Below are 16,720 nucleotides of genomic sequence, written 5' to 3'. Positions count from 1 at the left end.
GGCCGCGGGTCCGCGGGTACGGCGGTCACGCGGCCTCCCCTCCCATCCCGGTCCTGGTACGGGGGTCGACCAGGACGTAGACGATGTCGATGATGAAGTTGGCGATCAGCACGCCCACGACGATGAACAGGAAGGCCCCCTGCAGCAGGAAGAAGTCCTGGTTCTGGATCGCCTTGAGGATCAGGTGGCCCAGTCCCGGATAGGAGAAGACGATCTCGGTGACCAGGGCCCCGGCCACGAGCACGCCGAGTTGCAGGGCCAGGCCGGTGATCTGCGGCAGGACCGCGTTCCTGAACGCGTAGCGCCGGATGAGCCGTCGCGACGCCCCGAGCGAGGACAGGTAGGTCGAGTAGTCGGCCTCCAGCTCATAGATGATCATGTTGCGCATGCCGATCGCCCAGCCGCCGAACGCGACGAGGAAGAGCGAGACGAACGGCAGGAACCAGTGCAGCGCCAGGTTCCCGAGGAACTCCCACGACCAGTTGGGCCGCATGGAGAAGCTGTAGCCGCCGGAGACGGGGAAGATCCCCGCCACCACGCCCAGCCCCCAGGCCATCAGGATGGCCAGCCACATGTAGGGCGTGGCGGTGAGCACGTACCCGATCGGCAGGGCCGCGTTGTCCAGCCACTTGCGCCTGGCCGCGAAGGCGCCGAACCGGTTGCCCGCCCACCAGCTGAGCAGGATGGACGGGATGAGCAGCGCCAGCGTGTACGGCACCGCCCGCACGATGACGTCGGTCACCGGGGTGGGGAACAGCCAGATGCTGGTGCCCAGGTCGCCCCGGAACAGCGCGGCCCAGAAGTTGGCGTACTGCTCCCAGAGCGGCAGGTCGAGCCCGAACAGGTTCGTGTAGTGGGCCCGCATCGCCTCCACGGCGGCGGGCTGTGACACGTTGGCCCTGGCCAGCATGCTCTGGACCGGGTCTCCGGGCATGAAGCGCGGGATCATCCAGTTGATCGTGACGGCCACGAGGAAGGTGAGCCCGTACACGAGCAGCTTCCGGCCGAAATAGCGTCGCACGCGATCCTCCAGAATCGGCGGGGTGAGCCCCTCCCCGCGCGGCCCCGCGGGTCCCGGCGGGTCCCGGCCGAGGTGGAGGCCGGGCGGGAGTCCGGGCGGGACGTCCGGGGGCGCGAGGGAGGGGGTGAGGATCGCCGGATCAGCCGCCGGCGGGCTTCAGCTCGGTCAGGGTCAGCACCCCGCCCAGCTCCAGCCAGTTGCGCCACATGGTCGGCGGGGTCTTGGGGGTGCCCGAGGCCGAGGACGGCCAGTTGGTCCAGACCGCGTTGCTGGTCTGCGCCCACAGGCCGTTGTACCAGAGGGGGATCACCGGCAGGTCGTCCAGCTGGATCTTCTGGATCTCCGAGGCGACCTGCTTCATTCCCTCGGCGTCGTCGACCTTCTTGCCGTCGAGGTCCTGGACCAGGTCCCAGACCTTCTTGTTCTCGTAGCGGCCGAAGTTGACGGTGTTCTGCTGCTTGTTGATCGGCAGCCGGAACATGTAGTCGTAGTACATCCAGGGGGTGTTGGAAAGCTGCCGCTCGTTGTTGAGCAGCAGGTCGAACTTGCCGGACGTGCGCTGGTCGACCAGCGCGTTGTAGTCGGGGAACTCGGGGGTGAGGTCGATCCCGGCCGCCTTGGCGCCCTCGGCGATGACCCGGCTCGCCTCCATCCAGTCGGTCCACCCGGCCGGGACGATGAGCTTCAGCGAGGCCTTGGAGCCGTCCTTGTTCTCCACGAACCCGTCGCCGTCGCCGTCCTTGTACCCGGCGTCGGCCAGGAGCTTCTTCGCCTTCGCGGTGTCGAACGCGAAGCCCTTATCGCTCACCACGGCCTGGTCGACGTACTTGTCCCACTGTGGCAGCAGGCCGGTGGGGCCGGCCGCCTTGACGAGGTTGCCGTAGACGCCCTCGACGATCTTCTTGGTGTCGACGGAGTTGGCGAGCGCCTTGCGGAAGGCGGGGTCGTCCATCGGCTTCTTCGTGGTGTTGGGCACCAGGAACGCGGTGTTGGCCGAGAGCATGTACGGCGGTTCGGGGTAGTAGGTCTGGACGCCGAAGTTGCCCTTGACGAGGTTGGCCACCCCGGGCAGGAAGTTGTTGCTGAGGTCCAGGCCCTTCTGCAGCAGCAGGCCCATCGCGACCTCGTTGCTGGAGTTGACGATGTCGACGACGTACTTGGGCTTGACCTCCTTGCCCAGCGCGGCGGTGGCCCACCAGCCGTCACGCTTGACCCAGGCCATCCGGTCCTGGTCGTGGCTGTGGTAGGCGTAGGGCCCGGTGCCGACCGGCTTCTCGTTGACGCCGTTCAGCACCTCCTCCTCGGAGAGACCTTCCCAGATGTGCTTGGGGACGATCGCGTTGGCGTAGACCCAGTTGGCCCACTGCTGGTAGTTGGCCTTGGAGAAGGTGAACCTGACCGTGCCCGCGTCGACCGCCTCGACCTTCTCCAGCCAGTCCCACAGGTTGGCGTAGGGGATGGTCTTCATCTTGCCGAGCTCGACCGTGAAGACCACGTCGTCGGCGGTGAAGGGCTTGCCGTCGGCCCAGGTGACCCCCTGCCTGAGCTTGAGGTCGTAGGTCTTGTCGTCCGTCCAGGTGCCGCTCTCGGCCAGCCAGGGGGTGAACTTGTCCGTCTGGGGGTCGTACAGGAACAGGGTCTCGTAGACGAGTCCCTTGGTGCCGGTGGCCGAGTCCCAGGTCCGCAGCGGGTTCCAGTTGGCCGGGGGACCCCACTGGGTGCCGCTGGTGTACAGGGTCTCGTTGCGGGGGAACGCGGCGTTCGCGTCGCCCGCCCCGCCCGCTCCGGCCGGCGGGGCCGCTCCGCCGGAACCCTGCGGCGCCGCGCTCGGAGCGGACGGCGTGGTGGACCCGCCGGTGCACCCCGCCGCGGCCATGCAGGCCACGCAGGCCGCCGCCCCGAGGATCGCGAACCTTCGTCGAATCCGCATCGACAGTCTCCTCTCCAGCATGGGAGCGCTCCCAACCGATTTAAACGCGACCGCATGCGCTTGCTGAACCGGATAAGTAACGCGACCGTAAAGTCAATGTGTCTGCACTGTCAATAGGCGACTAGACCGGTTCAGTTACAATCACCGCAGCCGGGAGGGGGTCGGCCCCCTGGCAGGGGACCGACCCGCGAGGCCGCGTCACGGCCCCGTCACGGCCCCGTCACGGCTTGGTCAGGGTGACGAGCAGCGCGGGGTGGTCGGTGTACCTCATGGAGATGACGTCGGTGCGCTCGAAGCCCATGCTCGCCGCGAAGACGTGCTGCACGTCCCCGTCCCCCTTCCTGAAGAAGGGAGCGGAGTTGCAGTTCTGGACGTTCTGCCCGAACAGCGGCGCGTACCTCATGTTGAAGTCACCGGCCAGGAAGGTCGGCCTGGTGGCGGCGCCCCGGTCGCGCAACATGGCGATGGCAGCCTTGCACTGCGCCATGGCGACGCTCCCCGTGGTCGACAGGTGGGTGGTGCAACCGGTGAGGTCGGGGAACTCGGCGCACACGTAGACGCGCCTCTCGCTCCCGCCGTCCTGGGTGGCGTAGACGCCGGAGAAGTTCGTCGCCCCGGTGGCGCGGAAGATCAGCCCGTTGCCGTACTCGTCCCCGTTGACGCAGCGCACCGGCGTGCCGTCGGGCCGCAGCGCCGGGGCGAACGCCTGGTGGCCGTTCCCCATCGAGGGGGCCAGCTGGGCCAGGTCGTCGCGGCAGATCTCGTTGAGCGTGACGGCCTGCGGCTGCCTGGCGCCGATGATGTCGCGCGCCTCCTGGATGACGTCGGCCCCGTTGAAGCAGGAGGTGTTGACGCCGCTGTGGCAGAGGTTGAGCTGCAGGACGCGGTAACTCTGCGCGGCGGACGCAGAGGACGCGGAGGAGGGAACGGCGGACGCAGAGGACGCGGAGAAGGGAACGGCGGACGCGGAGGAGGGAACGGCGGACGCGGAGGAGGGAACGGCGGACGCAGAGGAGGGAACGGCGGACGCAGAGGGAACGGCGGCGACGGTCCCGGCCGTGGCCGTCAGGACGACGAGGGAAAGGCGAGCGAGAACACGGAGGCTGGACCACAAAAGGCGCATTTATCCTCTTATCTCGGAGATCCCGGACGCATCAATTGATCACGCGGGCAGCCCGGCGGAGAGTGCCCGGCCCCCAGGGCATTCGAAGCTGAACGGAAATAGCGGGATATACAGCCATGATGACGACTGAATCTAGATCGTCAACCACGGGATCCGGCGGCCACCGGCATCGACCTCGGTCCCCGCTGTCCCGATCAACCTCGATCGCCGCTGTCCCGATCAACCTCGATCGCCGCTGTCCCGATCGACCTCGATCGCCGCTGTCCCGCCGGCCGCCCGGGAGGTCCGGCCAGGGCGACCCGCCGCCGGCGAGCGGGCACCGGCCGGGCACCGGCGCGGCGCGGTCGCGGTGGCGGTCGCGAGAGGTCCCGGGCAACGCCGAAGGGCCGGTACGGCGGATGCCGTACCGGCCCTTCAGGGTGTCGCGGTAGGACCTTCGGGCCCTACGAGGTGATCAGCGTGATCAGCGGCCGTAGCGGCTGCCGCCGCTGCGCGGGGCGGAGCCGCGGCCGTCGGCGCGGAACTCCCCGCCGCGGAAGCCGCCGCCCTGGCGCTCGCCGCGGAACGGCTCGCGCTCGCCCGCGGGACGCTCGGAACGGTAACCGCCGCCGGCCGGGGCCGGACGGTCGGCGCGGAACGGCTCGCGCCGCTCGCCACCGCGGTAGCCACCGGTGGGACGCTCGGAGCGGAAGCCGCCGCCCGACGGGCGCTCGGAACGGTAACCGCCGCCGGCCGGGCGCTCGGAGCGGTACTGGCCGCCACCGGAGGCACCGCCGCCGCGGTTGTCGTCGCCGAAGGAACGCTCGCGGGGCTGCTGGCCCTCGCCGGCGCCGTGGGCGGGACGGTCGGAGCGGAAGCGGCGCGGGCCACGCCCGCCGCCGCCGTTGCCGCCGAAGCCGCCGCGGCCCTGACGCTGCTTGGCGGCCGGCGCCGAGGGCTCCCAGACCGGGATCGGCTCGCCGGTGGGCGTACGCGCGCCGGCGACCTCTCCCAGGCGCGGGTGGCCCGGGGTGGCCTTGATGCGGAACGGCTTGATGCCCGCGCGGCGGGTCATCGAGTCGGTGGAGCGGCGCTCGTTGGGGAGCACCAGCGTCATGACGGTGCCCTTCTCCCCGGCGCGGGCCGTACGGCCACCGCGGTGCAGGTAGCTCTTGTGGTCCTGGGGCGGGTCGACGTGCAGCACGAGGCTGATGTTGTCGACGTGGATGCCGCGGGCCGCGACGTCCGTGCAGACCAGGACGTTGATCGTGCCTTCCTTGAACTCGGCCAGGATGCGGGTGCGCTGGTTCTGGCGCTTGCCGCCGTGCAGGCCGCCGGCCCGGATGCCGACCTGGGCGAGCTGCTTGCACAGCCGGTCGACCCCGTGCTGGGTGCGCACGAAGATGATGGTCCGGCCCTCGCGGTTGGCGATCTCGGCGGTCACCGGGAACTTGTCGTCGCGGTGCACCTCCAGCACGTGGTGCTCCATGGTGTCGACCGAGGAGGCGGCCGGGGCCATCGAGTGGGTCACCGGGTTGGTGAGGAAGCGGCGGACGAGCTTGTCGACGTCGCCGTCGAGGGTGGCGGAGAACAGCAGGCGCTGGCTGTCGGCCGGGGTCTGCTGCAGGATCGCGCTGACGACCGGGAAGAAGCCGAGGTCGCACATGTGGTCGGCCTCGTCGAGGATCGTCACCTGGACCTCGTCCAGCATGCACTCGCCCTGCTGCATGAGGTCGGTCAGGCGGCCGGGGGTGGCCACGACGACCTCGACGCCGCGGCGCAGCGCCTCGATCTGGCGGCCCATGGACATGCCGCCGACGACGGTCTTCATCCGCAGCGACAGACCGCGGCCGAGCGGCTCGAGCGCGTCGGTCACCTGCATGGCGAGCTCGCGGGTCGGGACCAGGACGACGGCCAGCGGGTGGCCGGGACGGGCCTTGGCGCCGGCGATGCGGGTCATCATGGGCAGGCCGAAGGCGAGCGTCTTGCCGGAGCCGGTCTGGCCGCGGCCGAGAACGTCGTGACCGGCGAGAATGTCGGGGATCGTGGCCCGCTGGATGGGGAAGGGACTGTCGATGCCCGAACGGGAGAGACCGGTCACCAGCGGCTTCGGCAGACCGAGGAGAGTGAACTCGGACACGCCTGCGGGGGCCTGGGAGATCTCGGTGATGTCGGTGATTTCGGGCAGAACAGCGTCAAGCATGGTCACGAAGACTCGTGCCTTTCGATAGAAGAACGGGGCACGTCACTTCTGCGAAAGGACGAGCCTGGAACGCACGGCCTGAGGCCGCGCTGGATCAACGCCCACATGGGGGCGGTAGTGCGGTGCAAGTCGAGGCGCACCGCACGGGGCGGGTCTAGCTTACCCGCACGCAGTCAAACCACGATCAAGCATACCCGGCGTTCGCAGTGCCGGGTTCGGTCGGGGCGTCCGGCATCGGCCGGTCGCTTGTCCGTCGGTTGGAGTCAACACTCCTGGCCGGGCTTTTCTTCCCGGCCTCGGAAATCCTCTCACACAATTGGGTACGGCCCGAACCCCGGGGGGTGCGAGCCGTACCGGAAACCACTTCTCAGACGTTGAAACCCAGCATCCGGAGCTGCTCGCGTCCCTCGTCGGTGATCTTGTCCGGGCCCCACGGCGGCAGCCACACCCAGTTGATCTTCACGTCGGAGACCATGCCCTCCAGGGCCGAGTGCGCCTGGTCCTCGATGACGTCGGTCAGCGGGCAGGCCGCGCTGGTCAGCGTCATGTCGATGGTGGCGACCGGCAGGGTGACACCCTCGCCGCCCTCGCCGCCCTGCTCGGCGGCGTCCAGGTGGAGCCCGTAGATCAGGCCCAGGTCGACGACGTTGATGCCGAGCTCGGGGTCCACGACGTCCTTGAGAGCCTCCATGACCTCGTCATGGGTGGTGTCCCCGTCGTACGCCGTGGTGGGGGTCTCTACAGCCTTGCTCATTTGGTGCTCCTCACGACCGCGTCCTTGTAGGCCATCCACGCCAGTAGCGCGCACTTCACCCGGGCGGGGAACTTGGCGACCCCGGCGAAGGCGACGGCGTCGCCCAGCACGTCCTCGTCCGCCTCCACCTTTCCCCTGCCCTGCATGAGCCGGGTGAACTCGTCCACGACGCCGAGGGTGTCGTCGACGGTCGAGCCGGTGGCCAGCTCGTGCAGCACGGAGGCCGCGGCCTGGCTGATGGAACAGCCCTGCCCGTCGTAGGAGACGTCCTCGACCTTGCCGCCGTCGCCCAGCTTCACGCGCATGGTGATCTCGTCACCACACGTCGGGTTCACGTGGTGGACCTCGGCGTCGTACGGGTCGCGAAGCCCCCTCCCCTGCGGGTGCTTGTAGTGCTCCAGGATCAGCTCCTGGTACATGGACTCGGCGATCATAGGGCCGTGCTCACCTTCTCGTTCGCTGCGCCGTACGCTCGCGCGTCGCCGGGCGCCGTGCGGCGGGCGTCCGCCGCCCGCCGTCCGCCCGCTCGCCGGCTCGACTGCTCGGGCATGGCTAGGCGAACACCTTCCGCACGTGGTGGAGGCCGCGGACCAGGGCGTCGATCTCGGCCGGTGTGTTGTAGAGGTAGAAGGACGCCCGCGTGGTCGCGGGAATCCCGAATCTCAGATGGAGCGGGCGGGCGCAGTGGTGCCCCACGCGCACGGCTACCCCGAAGTTGTCATCCAGGATCTGCCCGACGTCGTGCGGGTGAATCCCCTCCAGGGTGAACGAGACCGTGCCGCCCCGGTCCTCGAGGTCCAGCGGGCCGATCACCCGCAGCCCCGGGATCTCCCCCAGGGCGTCGAGCGCGTACGCCGTGAGCTCGCGCTCGTGGCGCGTGACGGCGTCCATCCCGATCTCGGACAGGTAGTCGATGGCGGCACCGAGGCCGATGGCCTCGACGATGGGCGGGGTGCCCGCCTCGAACTTGTGCGGCGCGGGCGCGTAGGTCGAGTGGTCCATCCAGACCGCCTCGATCATCTCGCCGCCGCCCAGGAACGGGGGCATCGCCTCGAGCAGCTCGCCGCGGCCCCACAGCACGCCGATCCCCGACGGGCCGAGGACCTTGTGGCCGGTGAAGGCGAGGAAGTCGACCCCCAGCGCGGCCACGTCCACCTTCCGGTGGGGCACCGACTGGGAGGCGTCGAGCATCATCAGCGCGCCGACCTCGCGGACCCTGGCGAGCACCGGGGCGACCGGGTTGACCGTGCCCAGCACGTTCGACTGGTGCGCGATCGAGACGATCTTCGTACGCTCGTTGACGAGCTCGCCGAGGTTGGACAGGTCCAGGCGGCCGGAGTCGGTGACGGAGAACCACCGCAGCGTCGCGCCGGTGCGCTGCGCGAGCATCTGCCAGGGCACGATGTTGGAGTGGTGCTCCATCTCGGAGATGACGATCTCGTCGCCCGGGCCGAGCCGGAAGCGGGGGTCGGTGCCGATGGGGTTGCCGAAGGCGTACGCCACCAGGTTGAGCGCCTCGGAGGCGTTCTTGGTGAAGACGACCTCGTCGCGGCCGGGCGCGCCGATGAAGGCGGCGACCTTGTCGCGGGCGTCCTCGTACGCCTCGGTGGACTCCGCGCCCAGCACGTGCATGGCGCGGCCGACGTTGCTGTAGTGCATCGCCATGTGCTCGCGCATCACCTCGACCACCTGGGTCGGCTTCTGCGAGGAGTTGCCCGAGTCGAGGTAGATGAGCGGCCTGCCGCCGGGAAGCTCGCGGGACAGGACCGGGAAGTCCTTCCTGATCCTCTCCACGTCAAGGCCGTTGTCCATCAGGCCGACGCCTTCGTGTAGGCCTCGTAGCCCTCCGCCTCGAGCTTCTCGGCGAGCTCGGGGCCGCCCTGCTCCACGATCCGCCCGGCGGAGAAGACATGGACGAAGTCCGGCTTCACGTAGCGCAGGATGCGGGTGTAGTGGGTGATGAGCAGCACGCCGGTCTCGTCGGAGCGGAAGCGGTTGATGCCCTCGGAGACCACGCGCAGCGCGTCGACGTCGAGGCCGGAGTCGGTCTCGTCGAGGACGGCGATCTTCGGCTTGAGGAGCTCCAGCTGGAGGATCTCGTGGCGCTTCTTCTCGCCGCCGGAGAAGCCCTCGTTGACGTTGCGCTGGGCGAAGGCCGCGTCGATGGACAGCGCGTCCATGCCGGACTTGAGGTCCTTGGCGAACTCGCGGAGCTTGGGGGCCTCGCCGCGGATGGAGGTGACGGCGGTGCGCAGGAAGTTGGAGACGCTGACGCCGGGGACCTCGACCGGGTACTGCATGGCGAGGAACAGGCCGGCGCGGGCGCGCTCGTCGACCGTGAGCTCCAGCAGGTCGACCCCGTCGAGCAGGACCTGGCCACTGGTGATCGTGTACTTGGGGTGGCCGGCGATCGCGTACGCGAGCGTGGACTTGCCCGAGCCGTTGGGGCCCATGATGGCGTGGGTCTCGCCGGCTCGCACGGTCAGGTTGACGCCGCGCAGGATCTCCTTGTCGGCGACGGTGACGTGCAGGTCGCGGATCTCCAGGGTGGAACCCGAGGGAACTCGGCTCGTGTCAGACACTTTATGACTCCTTCGAGAGCGAGACGAGGACGTCATCGCCATCGATCTTTACTCGGTATACGGGGACGGGCTTGTTGGCGGGCGGCCCGGTGGGCTTGCCCGAACGCAGGTCGAAGCACGAGCCGTGCAGCCAGCACTCCAGGGTGCCGTCGTAGACCTCTCCCTCGCTGAGCTTCACCTCGGCGTGGGAGCAGACGTCGTGCAGCGCGAAGACCTCCTCGCCCCGGCGGACCAGGGCGACGGGGGTGTCGCCGACCTCAAGGCCGATCACTCCCTCGTCGGGGATGTCGGCGAGCTTGCAGACCTTCTCGAACGTCACTTCTCAAGCTCCGCCTCGACCCGGGCGAGCACCCGCTCGCGAAGCTCGGGAACCTCGATCTTCTCCAGCAGCTGCGCGAAGAAGCCCCTGATGACGAGGCGGCGTGCGTCCTCGAAGGGGATCCCGCGAGCCTGGAGGTAGAAGATGTGCTCGTCGTCGAGACGGCCCGAGGCGCTGGCGTGACCGGCCCCGGCGACCTCGCCGGTGAGGATCTCCAGGTTGGGCACCGAGTCGGCGCGGGCGCCGTCGGTGAGCAGCAGGTTGCGGTTGAGCTCGTAGGTGTCGGTGCCCTCGGCCTCGACGCGGATGATGACGTCGCCGATCCAGACCGCGTGCGCGTCCTGGCCCTGCAGCGCGCCGCGGTAGTCGACGTTGCTGCGGCAGCCGGGCTTGGAGTGGTCGACGAGGAGGCGGTGCTCCAGGTGCTGGCCGGCGTCGACGAAGTAGAGGCCGTTCAGCTCGGCGTCGCCGCCGGGGCCCTCGTAGGAGACCGACGGGGACAGCCTGACCAGGTCGCCGCCGAGGGTGACCACGAAGCCGCGGAAGGTCGCGTCCTTGGCCAGCAGCGCGTGGTGGTGGGAGACGTGCACGGCGTCGTCGGCCCAGTCCTGCAGGCTGACGACCTTGAGCGTGGCGCCCTCGCCCACGACGAACTCGACGTTGTCGGCGTAGACGGCGCTGCCCTGGTGGTCGAGGACGACCACGGCCTCCGCCATCGGCTCCAGCCGCACGACCGTGTGGCCGTACGCGGCGCCCTGCCCGGACCCGGTGAGGGTGATCACCGTCGGCTTGGAGGCGACGGCCTCGCGCGGGACGGTGAGCACGGTGGCCTTCTCGAAGGAGGCGTAGGCCTGGGCGCTGACCCGGTCGGCGGGCACGTATGCCTTACCGACCCGCTGGTCGTCGCGGCCGACGGTCTCCACGGTGACCTCGGGGGCGGCGTCGACGTGCACGACGACGTTCGCGGAGGCCGCGACGCCCTCGTGCAGGCCCTTGAGCCGGGAGAGCGGGGTGAAGCGCCACTCCTCCTCCCGGCCGGTCGGTACCGCGAAGTCGGCCACGTCGTACGAGGCCTTCTCGTGGAGGGTCGACAGGGGTTTTCCGGTGTCGAGACCCATCAGCCGACGGCCCCTTCCATCTGCAGCTCGATCAGGCGGTTCAGCTCCAGGGCGTACTCCATCGGGAGCTCGCGGGCGATCGGCTCGACGAAGCCCCGGACGATCATCGCCATCGCCTCGTCCTCGCCCATACCGCGGCTCATCAGGTAGAAGAGCTGGTCGTCGGAGACCTTGGAGACGGTGGCCTCGTGCCCCATGGAGACGTCGTCCTCGCGCACGTCCACGTAGGGGTAGGTGTCGGAGCGGCTGATCTGGTCGACGAGGAGCGCGTCGCACTTGACGGTGCTGGCGCTGCCGTGCGCCCCCTCCTCGATCTGGACCAGGCCGCGGTAGGAGGTGCGGCCGCCGCCGCGGGCGACGGACTTGGAGATCACCGAGGAGCTGGTGTTCGGCGCGAGGTGCACCATCTTGGCCCCGGCGTCCTGGTGCTGGCCCTCACCGGCGAAGGCGACGCTGAGGGTCTCGCCCTTGGCGTGCTCACCCATGAGGTAGACGGCCGGGTACTTCATGGTGACCTTGGAACCGATGTTGCCGTCGACCCACTCCATGGTCGCGCCCTCGTACGCCACGGCGCGCTTGGTGACCAGGTTGTAGACGTTGTTCGACCAGTTCTGGATGGTCGTGTAGCGGCAGCGCGCGTTCTTCTTCACGATGATCTCCACGACCGCGCTGTGCAGCGAGTCGGAGGAGTAGATCGGCGCGGTGCAGCCCTCGACGTAGTGGACGTAGGAGCCCTCGTCGACGATGATCAGGGTCCGCTCGAACTGGCCCATGTTCTCGGTGTTGATCCGGAAGTAGGCCTGGAGCGGGATCTCCACGTTGACGTTCGGCGGCACGTAGATGAAGCTGCCGCCGCTCCAGGTGGCCGTGTTCAGCGCGGCGAACTTGTTGTCGCCGACCGGGATCACGGTCCCGAAGTACTCCTTGAAGATCTCCTCGTGCTCCTTGAGCGCGGTGTCGGTGTCGACGAAGATGACACCCTTCTCCTCAAGGTCCTCACGGATCTTGTGGTAGACCACCTCGGACTCGTACTGGGCGGCGACGCCGGCGACCAGGCGCTGCTTCTCCGCCTCGGGGATGCCGAGCTTGTCGTAGGTGTTCTTGATGTCGTCGGGCAGGTCCTCCCAGGAGGCGGCCTGCTTCTCCGTCGAGCGCACGAAGTACTTGATGTTGTCGAAGTCGATCCCGCTGAGGTCGGAACCCCAGTTGGGCATGGGCTTCTTACCGAAAAGGCGCAGCCCCTTCAGACGAAGGTCCAGCATCCACTCCGGCTCGCTCTTCAGCGCGGAGATGTTGCGGACGACCTCTTCGGACAGGCCGCGCCGGGCCGTCGCTCCCGCGGCGTCCGAGTCGGCCCAGCCGAACTTGTAATTCCCGAGGCCTTCCAGCTCCGGGCGGTCGGTGACAGTCACCTTCCGGTCTCCTTGCTCGATGTGTCGATCGTTTCGTGGACTGCCGGCGGTGGCGCCGGATCGGGTACCGAAAAGCCCGTCGCGGGCTCTCTGGCGCCCGGCCCGGGGGTTCTGCGGGGACTCACGTGCGTGGTGCACACGCCGTCGCCGTGGGCGATGGTCGCGAGCCGCTGCACGGGGGTGCCGAGGATGCGTCCGAACGCCTCTGTCTCGGCCTCGCACAGCTGCGGGAACTCCGCGGCCACGTGCGCCACCGGGCAGTGGTGCTGGCACAGCTGCTCGCCGCCGAGGCTGGCCTTGCTCGCCGAGGCGGCGTAGCCGTCGGCCGACAGCGCCTCGGCCAGGACGCGGACCCGCTGGTCGGCGGGGACCTCGCTCATCCTCGGCCGCAGGCGGTCGACCAGGCCGGCCACCTGTGACCTGGCGAACTCCGCCACGGCCTCCTCGCCCACGCGCTCGGCCAGGAAACGCAGCGCGCTCCCGGCGAGGCCGTCGTAGGCGTGCTCGAAGGCGCTGCGGCCCGCGTCGGTTATCGCGAACAGCTTGGCCGGTCGCCCGCGCCCGCGCTGGCCTCGTGGCCTGGCGGTGCGGGCCTCGGCCATTCCCTCGGCCAGCAGGGCGTCGAGGTGCCTGCGCACGGCGGCGGGAGTGAGGCCGAGCCGCTCGCCGAGGGCGGCGGCGGTGATGGGTCCGTGCTCCAGGATGAGCCGGGCGACACGCGCTCGCGTGCTGCGCTCGGCGGACACGGCGGAGGGCCGCACGGCGGCGGCTCCCTCGGTGCCCTGCATCCCGGTCACGTATTTCACAACATCAGTGTGCCGTAATTGCTTCCCCAGTTACAAACCCGATGTTCGGTCGACCGAATGTGGTTCGTCACGCAGGTAAGCCTTACCTAAGCTGGGGAAACGCTCCGCGAGGTCCCCCGCAGCCCGACGAAGGCGGCGAGCGCGGCGAGGGTGAAACCGGCCAAGACGACGGCCATCGGCAGGGCCGACCCCTCGCCGCCCAGGCCCACCAGCGGGGCGGCGAGCGCACCGAGCGCGAACTGCAGCACGCCCGTCAGCGCGGCCGCGCTCCCGGCGATCTGCTGGGGCTGGCCGGCCAGGGCGAGCGCGCCGCTGCCCGGCAGGACGAAACCCGCCCCGCACATCATCACGAACAGCGCGGCGACCAGCACCGGCAGGGGCAGGTGGAACAGGGCCGCGACGAGCACCCCCGCGGCCCCGGCCACGCTCATGAGCAGCCCGGCCACGATCAGCCTGGCCGGATCCAGCCGCCCGGCGAGGCGCCCGCCGATCTGCGCGGTGACGGTCAGGCCGAGCGCGTTCAGCCCGAACACCAGGGAGAAGGTCTGCGCCGAGGTGTCGTAGACGTCCTGGAGCACGAAGGGCGAGCCGGAGATGTAGGCGAACATGGCCGCGAAGCCCAGCCCCCCGGCCAGGGTGGCGGCCATGAAGGAGCGGTCGCGCAGCAGGTGCCAGAAGGTGACGAGGGTGTGCCGGAGCCCGCCGCTCTCGCGCCGGTCGGCGGGCAGCGTCTCGCGCACCCCGGACAGCGCGAAGGCCAGCAGCAGGAGCCCCGCGACGCTCAGCGCGACGAACACGCCCCGCCAGGAGGTGTGGTCGAGCAGCTGCGCGCCCGCGATCGGGGCGAGGATCGGCGCGAGGCCGGTCACGAGCATGAGGGTGGCGAAGATCCGGGCGATGGCCGCCCCCTCGTACAGGTCGCGGACGACCGCGCGGACGATCACCAGCGCGGCGCCGCCCGCGATGCCCTGCAGCAGGCGGAACCCCACCAGCCCGTACACCGACGGGGAGAAGGCGCACAGCAGGGAGGCTGCGGCGTAGGCGGCGATGCCGATCAGCAGCGGGCCGCGCCGGCCGCGCGTGTCGCTGATCGGGCCCGCGACGACCTGCCCGATGGAGAACCCGACGAGGCAGGCGGTGAGGGTGAGCTGCACCTGCGCCTGCCCGGTGCCCAGGTCGGCGGCGATGGAGGGGAAGGCGGGCAGGTACATGTCGATCGAGAGAGGACCCACCGCCGACAGCGCGCCCAGGATGAGCAGTAGCAGTGTCCTGCGCCGTGCGATCGGCGCCACCTCCGGCTCGACGACGGCCGCGGTCATACCCGTGTCCCCTTTTGATTGCAGGCCACGCCCGCTGGTCACGGGCGAACGATGGGCCCACAGGGGCCGAAGCGTGCCAACCAACAGCCGGTCATCCGAATTCCTGTATTTCGGAAATTTCCTCAGAAAAACCTTTAAGCGCCAGTCGGGCGGGTCCGGTCCCGGCCGGGAAACGGGGCCGCGGCGACCGCGGACGCGTGGTCCGGGAGCGTGACCGGCGAGCGCAGTCCCTAAACTCGTGGCCATGGACTCCCCAGCCGTCGAGATCGTCGACCTGGTCAAGAGATACGGCGGGACGACCGCGATCGACGGCCTGACCTTCAACGCCGCCCGTGGCGCGGTCACCGCGGTGCTGGGCCCCAACGGGGCCGGCAAGACCTCCACCCTGGAGATCTGCGAGGGATTCCGCCGGGCCGACGGCGGCACCGTGCGGGTGCTCGGGCTCGACCCGTCACGACCGGAACTGCGGGCCAGGGTCGGGGTGATGCTCCAGGCGGGCGGCGTTCCCCCCGCGTCCCGCTGCGGGCAGTGGCTGCGGCTGATGTCCCGCTTCCACGCCCACCCGCTCGACCCGGCGGCGCTGCTGGAGCGGCTGGGGCTGAGCGAGCACGCCCGCACCCCGTACCGCAGGCTCTCCGGCGGCCAGCAGCAGCGCGTGTCGCTGGCGGGGGCGGTCATCGGCCGTCCCGAGCTGGTCTTCCTCGACGAGCCGACCGCGGGTCTGGACCCGCAGGCCAGGCACGCCTGCTGGGAGCTGGTGCGGGACCTGCGCGCGAGCGGGGTCTCGGTGGTGCTCACCACCCACCACATGGACGAGGCGGAGAAGCTCTCCGACCAGATCGTGATCATCGACCGCGGCAGGGTGGTCGCCGAGGGCACGCCCTCCTCCCTCACCGGCGCCGAGCGGCAGCTGCGCTTCCGCGCCCGGCCCGGCCTCTCCCTGGACGAGCTGCTGGCCGCCCTGCCCGCCGGCAGCGCGGCCAAGGAGTCGCCGGCGGGGCACTACATCATCGAGGGACAGGTCGCGCCCGGCCTCCTGGCCACCGTGACGACCTGGTGCGCCGCCGAGGGGGTGACCGCCGACGACCTCAGCATCGAGCGGCGCACCCTGGAGGACGTCTTCCTGGAACTGACCGGGCGTGAGCTCCGGTGACGCCCTCGCGATCCCCGGCTCCGGCGCCGCTCCCGGAGCTCTTCGCCCCGGTGACGCTCCCGGAGCCCCTCGCTCCGGCGGCCCCCTCGAAAACCCCTCACCACCGCCCCGCGCGCGTCCGGGTGCGGTCCCGGCCGGAGCGCGGGCCAGACCGCAGGAGAGCCCCATGACGACCCTGGACCTCACGCCGGCGCCCGGAGCCGCGCCGCTGGGCCGGATGGTGGCGGCCCAGACGGGCGCGGAGATCCGGGCGATGCTGCGCAACGGCGAGCAGCTGCTGCTCACGATGATCATCCCGGTGCTGCTGCTCGTCGGCCTCTCCTCCGCCCCGATCATCGACGTGGGCGGCGGTTCCCGGGTCGACTTCATGACCCCCGGGGTGCTCGCGCTGGCCGTGATGTCCACCGCCTTCACCGGGCAGGCCATCGCGACGGGCTTCGAGCGCCGTTACGGCGTGCTGAAGCGGCTGGGCGCGACCCCGCTGTCGCGGACCGGGCTGATGCTGTCCAAGACGCTCGCGGTGATCGCCGTGGAGGTCGTCCAGGTGGCGGTCGTCTGCGCGGTGGCGCTCGCCCTGGGCTGGCGCCCCGCGGGCTCGCCGCTCGCGGTGCTGCTGCTGGTCGTGCTGGGCACCGCCGCGTTCAGCGGGCTCGGCCTGCTGATGGCGGGAACGCTGCGCGCCGAGGCCACGCTCGCCGCGGCGAACCTCGTCTACCTGCTCCTGCTCGCCTGCGGCGGGGTCGCCTTCCCGCTGGCGAAATTCCCCGAGGCGGTACGGCCGGTGCTGGAGCTGCTGCCGATCTCGGCGCTGACCGGCGGGCTCCGCGCGGTGCTGAGCGACGGTGCGGGACCGCCGCTCGCCGCCGTGGCGATCCTCGCGGCGTGGGCGGCGGTGTCGCTCCTCCTGACCTCCCGGACGTTCCGCTGGGAGTGACCCGGCCGGACCCACGCACCGGAACCCACGCGCCGGAACGGCTTAACCGGAAATATCCCCACGTTTC

General features: G+C 70.2%; 15 protein-coding genes. 2 read left to right on the top strand and 13 right to left on the bottom strand.

Annotation, left to right across the window (positions count from 1 at the left end; translation table 11 throughout):
* Nucleotides 1-25: 25 nt before the first annotated feature.
* The 13 genes from AB0F88_RS20270 to AB0F88_RS20210 all read right to left on the bottom strand — a co-directional run bounded on the left by AB0F88_RS20270 (nt 26) and on the right by AB0F88_RS20210 (nt 14,566).
* Nucleotides 26-1,021 carry an ABC transporter permease gene (locus AB0F88_RS20270; RefSeq protein WP_362685836.1) on the bottom strand — a complete coding sequence of 332 codons (996 nt, stop codon included), beginning with the start codon at nt 1,019-1,021 and terminating at the stop codon, nt 26-28.
* 139 nt (nt 1,022-1,160) lie between these two features.
* The gene (locus tag AB0F88_RS20265) at nt 1,161-2,951 is read right to left on the bottom strand and encodes an ABC transporter substrate-binding protein (RefSeq protein ID WP_362685833.1); all 1,791 of its coding nucleotides are present in this window, start codon (nt 2,949-2,951) and stop codon (nt 1,161-1,163) included.
* 220 nt (nt 2,952-3,171) lie between these two features.
* The gene (locus AB0F88_RS20260) at nt 3,172-4,074 is read right to left on the bottom strand and encodes a hypothetical protein (protein ID WP_362685830.1); all 903 of its coding nucleotides are present in this window, start codon (nt 4,072-4,074) and stop codon (nt 3,172-3,174) included.
* Nucleotides 4,075-4,537: 463 nt separating this feature from the next.
* Nucleotides 4,538-6,256, bottom strand: coding sequence for a DEAD/DEAH box helicase (locus AB0F88_RS20255; protein WP_362685827.1), 1,719 nt, complete (start codon nt 6,254-6,256; stop codon nt 4,538-4,540).
* Between the two features lie 367 nt (nt 6,257-6,623).
* Nucleotides 6,624-7,010 carry a metal-sulfur cluster assembly factor gene (locus tag AB0F88_RS20250; RefSeq protein WP_362685824.1) on the bottom strand — a complete coding sequence of 129 codons (387 nt, stop codon included), beginning with the start codon at nt 7,008-7,010 and terminating at the stop codon, nt 6,624-6,626.
* On the bottom strand, nt 7,007-7,444 hold the full coding sequence (gene sufU, locus AB0F88_RS20245) for a Fe-S cluster assembly sulfur transfer protein SufU (RefSeq protein WP_362685821.1): 438 nt from the start codon (nt 7,442-7,444) through the stop codon (nt 7,007-7,009). The genes AB0F88_RS20250 and sufU overlap by 4 nt, the downstream gene beginning before the upstream one ends.
* Nucleotides 7,445-7,562: 118 nt before the next feature.
* Nucleotides 7,563-8,822 (bottom strand): cysteine desulfurase, encoded by a 1,260-nt coding sequence (locus AB0F88_RS20240; RefSeq protein WP_362685818.1) that lies wholly within the window; start codon nt 8,820-8,822, stop codon nt 7,563-7,565.
* Nucleotides 8,822-9,556, bottom strand: coding sequence for a Fe-S cluster assembly ATPase SufC (gene sufC, locus AB0F88_RS20235; protein ID WP_362686718.1), 735 nt, complete (start codon nt 9,554-9,556; stop codon nt 8,822-8,824). Before sufC ends, AB0F88_RS20240 begins: the two co-directional genes overlap by 1 nt.
* Before the next feature lie 37 nt (nt 9,557-9,593).
* Nucleotides 9,594-9,911, bottom strand: coding sequence for a non-heme iron oxygenase ferredoxin subunit (locus AB0F88_RS20230; protein ID WP_362685816.1), 318 nt, complete (start codon nt 9,909-9,911; stop codon nt 9,594-9,596).
* Nucleotides 9,908-11,029, bottom strand: coding sequence for a Fe-S cluster assembly protein SufD (gene sufD / locus AB0F88_RS20225; RefSeq protein ID WP_362685813.1), 1,122 nt, complete (start codon nt 11,027-11,029; stop codon nt 9,908-9,910). The genes AB0F88_RS20230 and sufD overlap by 4 nt, the downstream gene beginning before the upstream one ends.
* A complete protein-coding gene (gene sufB / locus AB0F88_RS20220; protein WP_350967904.1) occupies nt 11,029-12,441 on the bottom strand; it encodes a Fe-S cluster assembly protein SufB in 1,413 nt (470 codons plus the stop codon). The genes sufD and sufB overlap by 1 nt, the downstream gene beginning before the upstream one ends.
* Entirely contained in the window at nt 12,438-13,229 is a 792-nt protein-coding gene (locus AB0F88_RS20215) for a metalloregulator ArsR/SmtB family transcription factor (RefSeq protein WP_362686715.1), read from the bottom strand. The genes sufB and AB0F88_RS20215 overlap by 4 nt, the downstream gene beginning before the upstream one ends.
* A 104-nt stretch (nt 13,230-13,333) precedes the next feature.
* Nucleotides 13,334-14,566 (bottom strand): multidrug effflux MFS transporter, encoded by a 1,233-nt coding sequence (locus tag AB0F88_RS20210; protein ID WP_362685810.1) that lies wholly within the window; start codon nt 14,564-14,566, stop codon nt 13,334-13,336.
* 244 nt (nt 14,567-14,810) lie between these two features.
* Here AB0F88_RS20210 and AB0F88_RS20205 point away from each other — a divergent pair, with 244 nt between their 5' ends.
* Together AB0F88_RS20205 and AB0F88_RS20200 are read left to right on the top strand one after the other, a co-directional pair.
* Nucleotides 14,811-15,719 (top strand): ABC transporter ATP-binding protein, encoded by a 909-nt coding sequence (locus AB0F88_RS20205; protein WP_362685807.1) that lies wholly within the window; start codon nt 14,811-14,813, stop codon nt 15,717-15,719.
* A gap of 166 nt (nt 15,720-15,885) precedes the next feature.
* Entirely contained in the window at nt 15,886-16,653 is a 768-nt protein-coding gene (locus tag AB0F88_RS20200; RefSeq protein WP_362685804.1) for an ABC transporter permease, read from the top strand.
* Nucleotides 16,654-16,720: the final 67 nt, after the last annotated feature.

It is taken from the genome of Streptosporangium sp. NPDC023963, from assembly GCF_040639135.1.
Lineage (GTDB): Bacteria > Actinomycetota > Actinomycetes > Streptosporangiales > Streptosporangiaceae > Streptosporangium.
The sequence above is the reverse complement of the archived record's forward strand: the minus strand, read 5'-3'. Positions and strand labels throughout refer to the sequence as shown.

Coding starts and splice junctions, on each gene's coding strand:
- AB0F88_RS20265 (WP_362685833.1), bottom strand. CDS start 2,951: ATGCGGATTCGACGAAGGTTCGCGATCCTCGGGGCGGCGGCCTGCGTG.
- AB0F88_RS20210 (WP_362685810.1), bottom strand. CDS start 14,566: ATGACCGCGGCCGTCGTCGAGCCGGAGGTGGCGCCGATCGCACGGCGC.
- AB0F88_RS20200 (WP_362685804.1), top strand. CDS start 15,886: ATGACGACCCTGGACCTCACGCCGGCGCCCGGAGCCGCGCCGCTGGGC.
- AB0F88_RS20215 (WP_362686715.1), bottom strand. CDS start 13,229: ATGCAGGGCACCGAGGGAGCCGCCGCCGTGCGGCCCTCCGCCGTGTCC.
- AB0F88_RS20240 (WP_362685818.1), bottom strand. CDS start 8,822: ATGGACAACGGCCTTGACGTGGAGAGGATCAGGAAGGACTTCCCGGTC.
- AB0F88_RS20260 (WP_362685830.1), bottom strand. CDS start 4,074: ATGCGCCTTTTGTGGTCCAGCCTCCGTGTTCTCGCTCGCCTTTCCCTC.
- sufU (WP_362685821.1), bottom strand. CDS start 7,444: ATGATCGCCGAGTCCATGTACCAGGAGCTGATCCTGGAGCACTACAAG.
- AB0F88_RS20255 (WP_362685827.1), bottom strand. CDS start 6,256: ATGCTTGACGCTGTTCTGCCCGAAATCACCGACATCACCGAGATCTCC.
- sufD (WP_362685813.1), bottom strand. CDS start 11,029: ATGGGTCTCGACACCGGAAAACCCCTGTCGACCCTCCACGAGAAGGCC.
- AB0F88_RS20250 (WP_362685824.1), bottom strand. CDS start 7,010: ATGAGCAAGGCTGTAGAGACCCCCACCACGGCGTACGACGGGGACACC.
- AB0F88_RS20205 (WP_362685807.1), top strand. CDS start 14,811: ATGGACTCCCCAGCCGTCGAGATCGTCGACCTGGTCAAGAGATACGGC.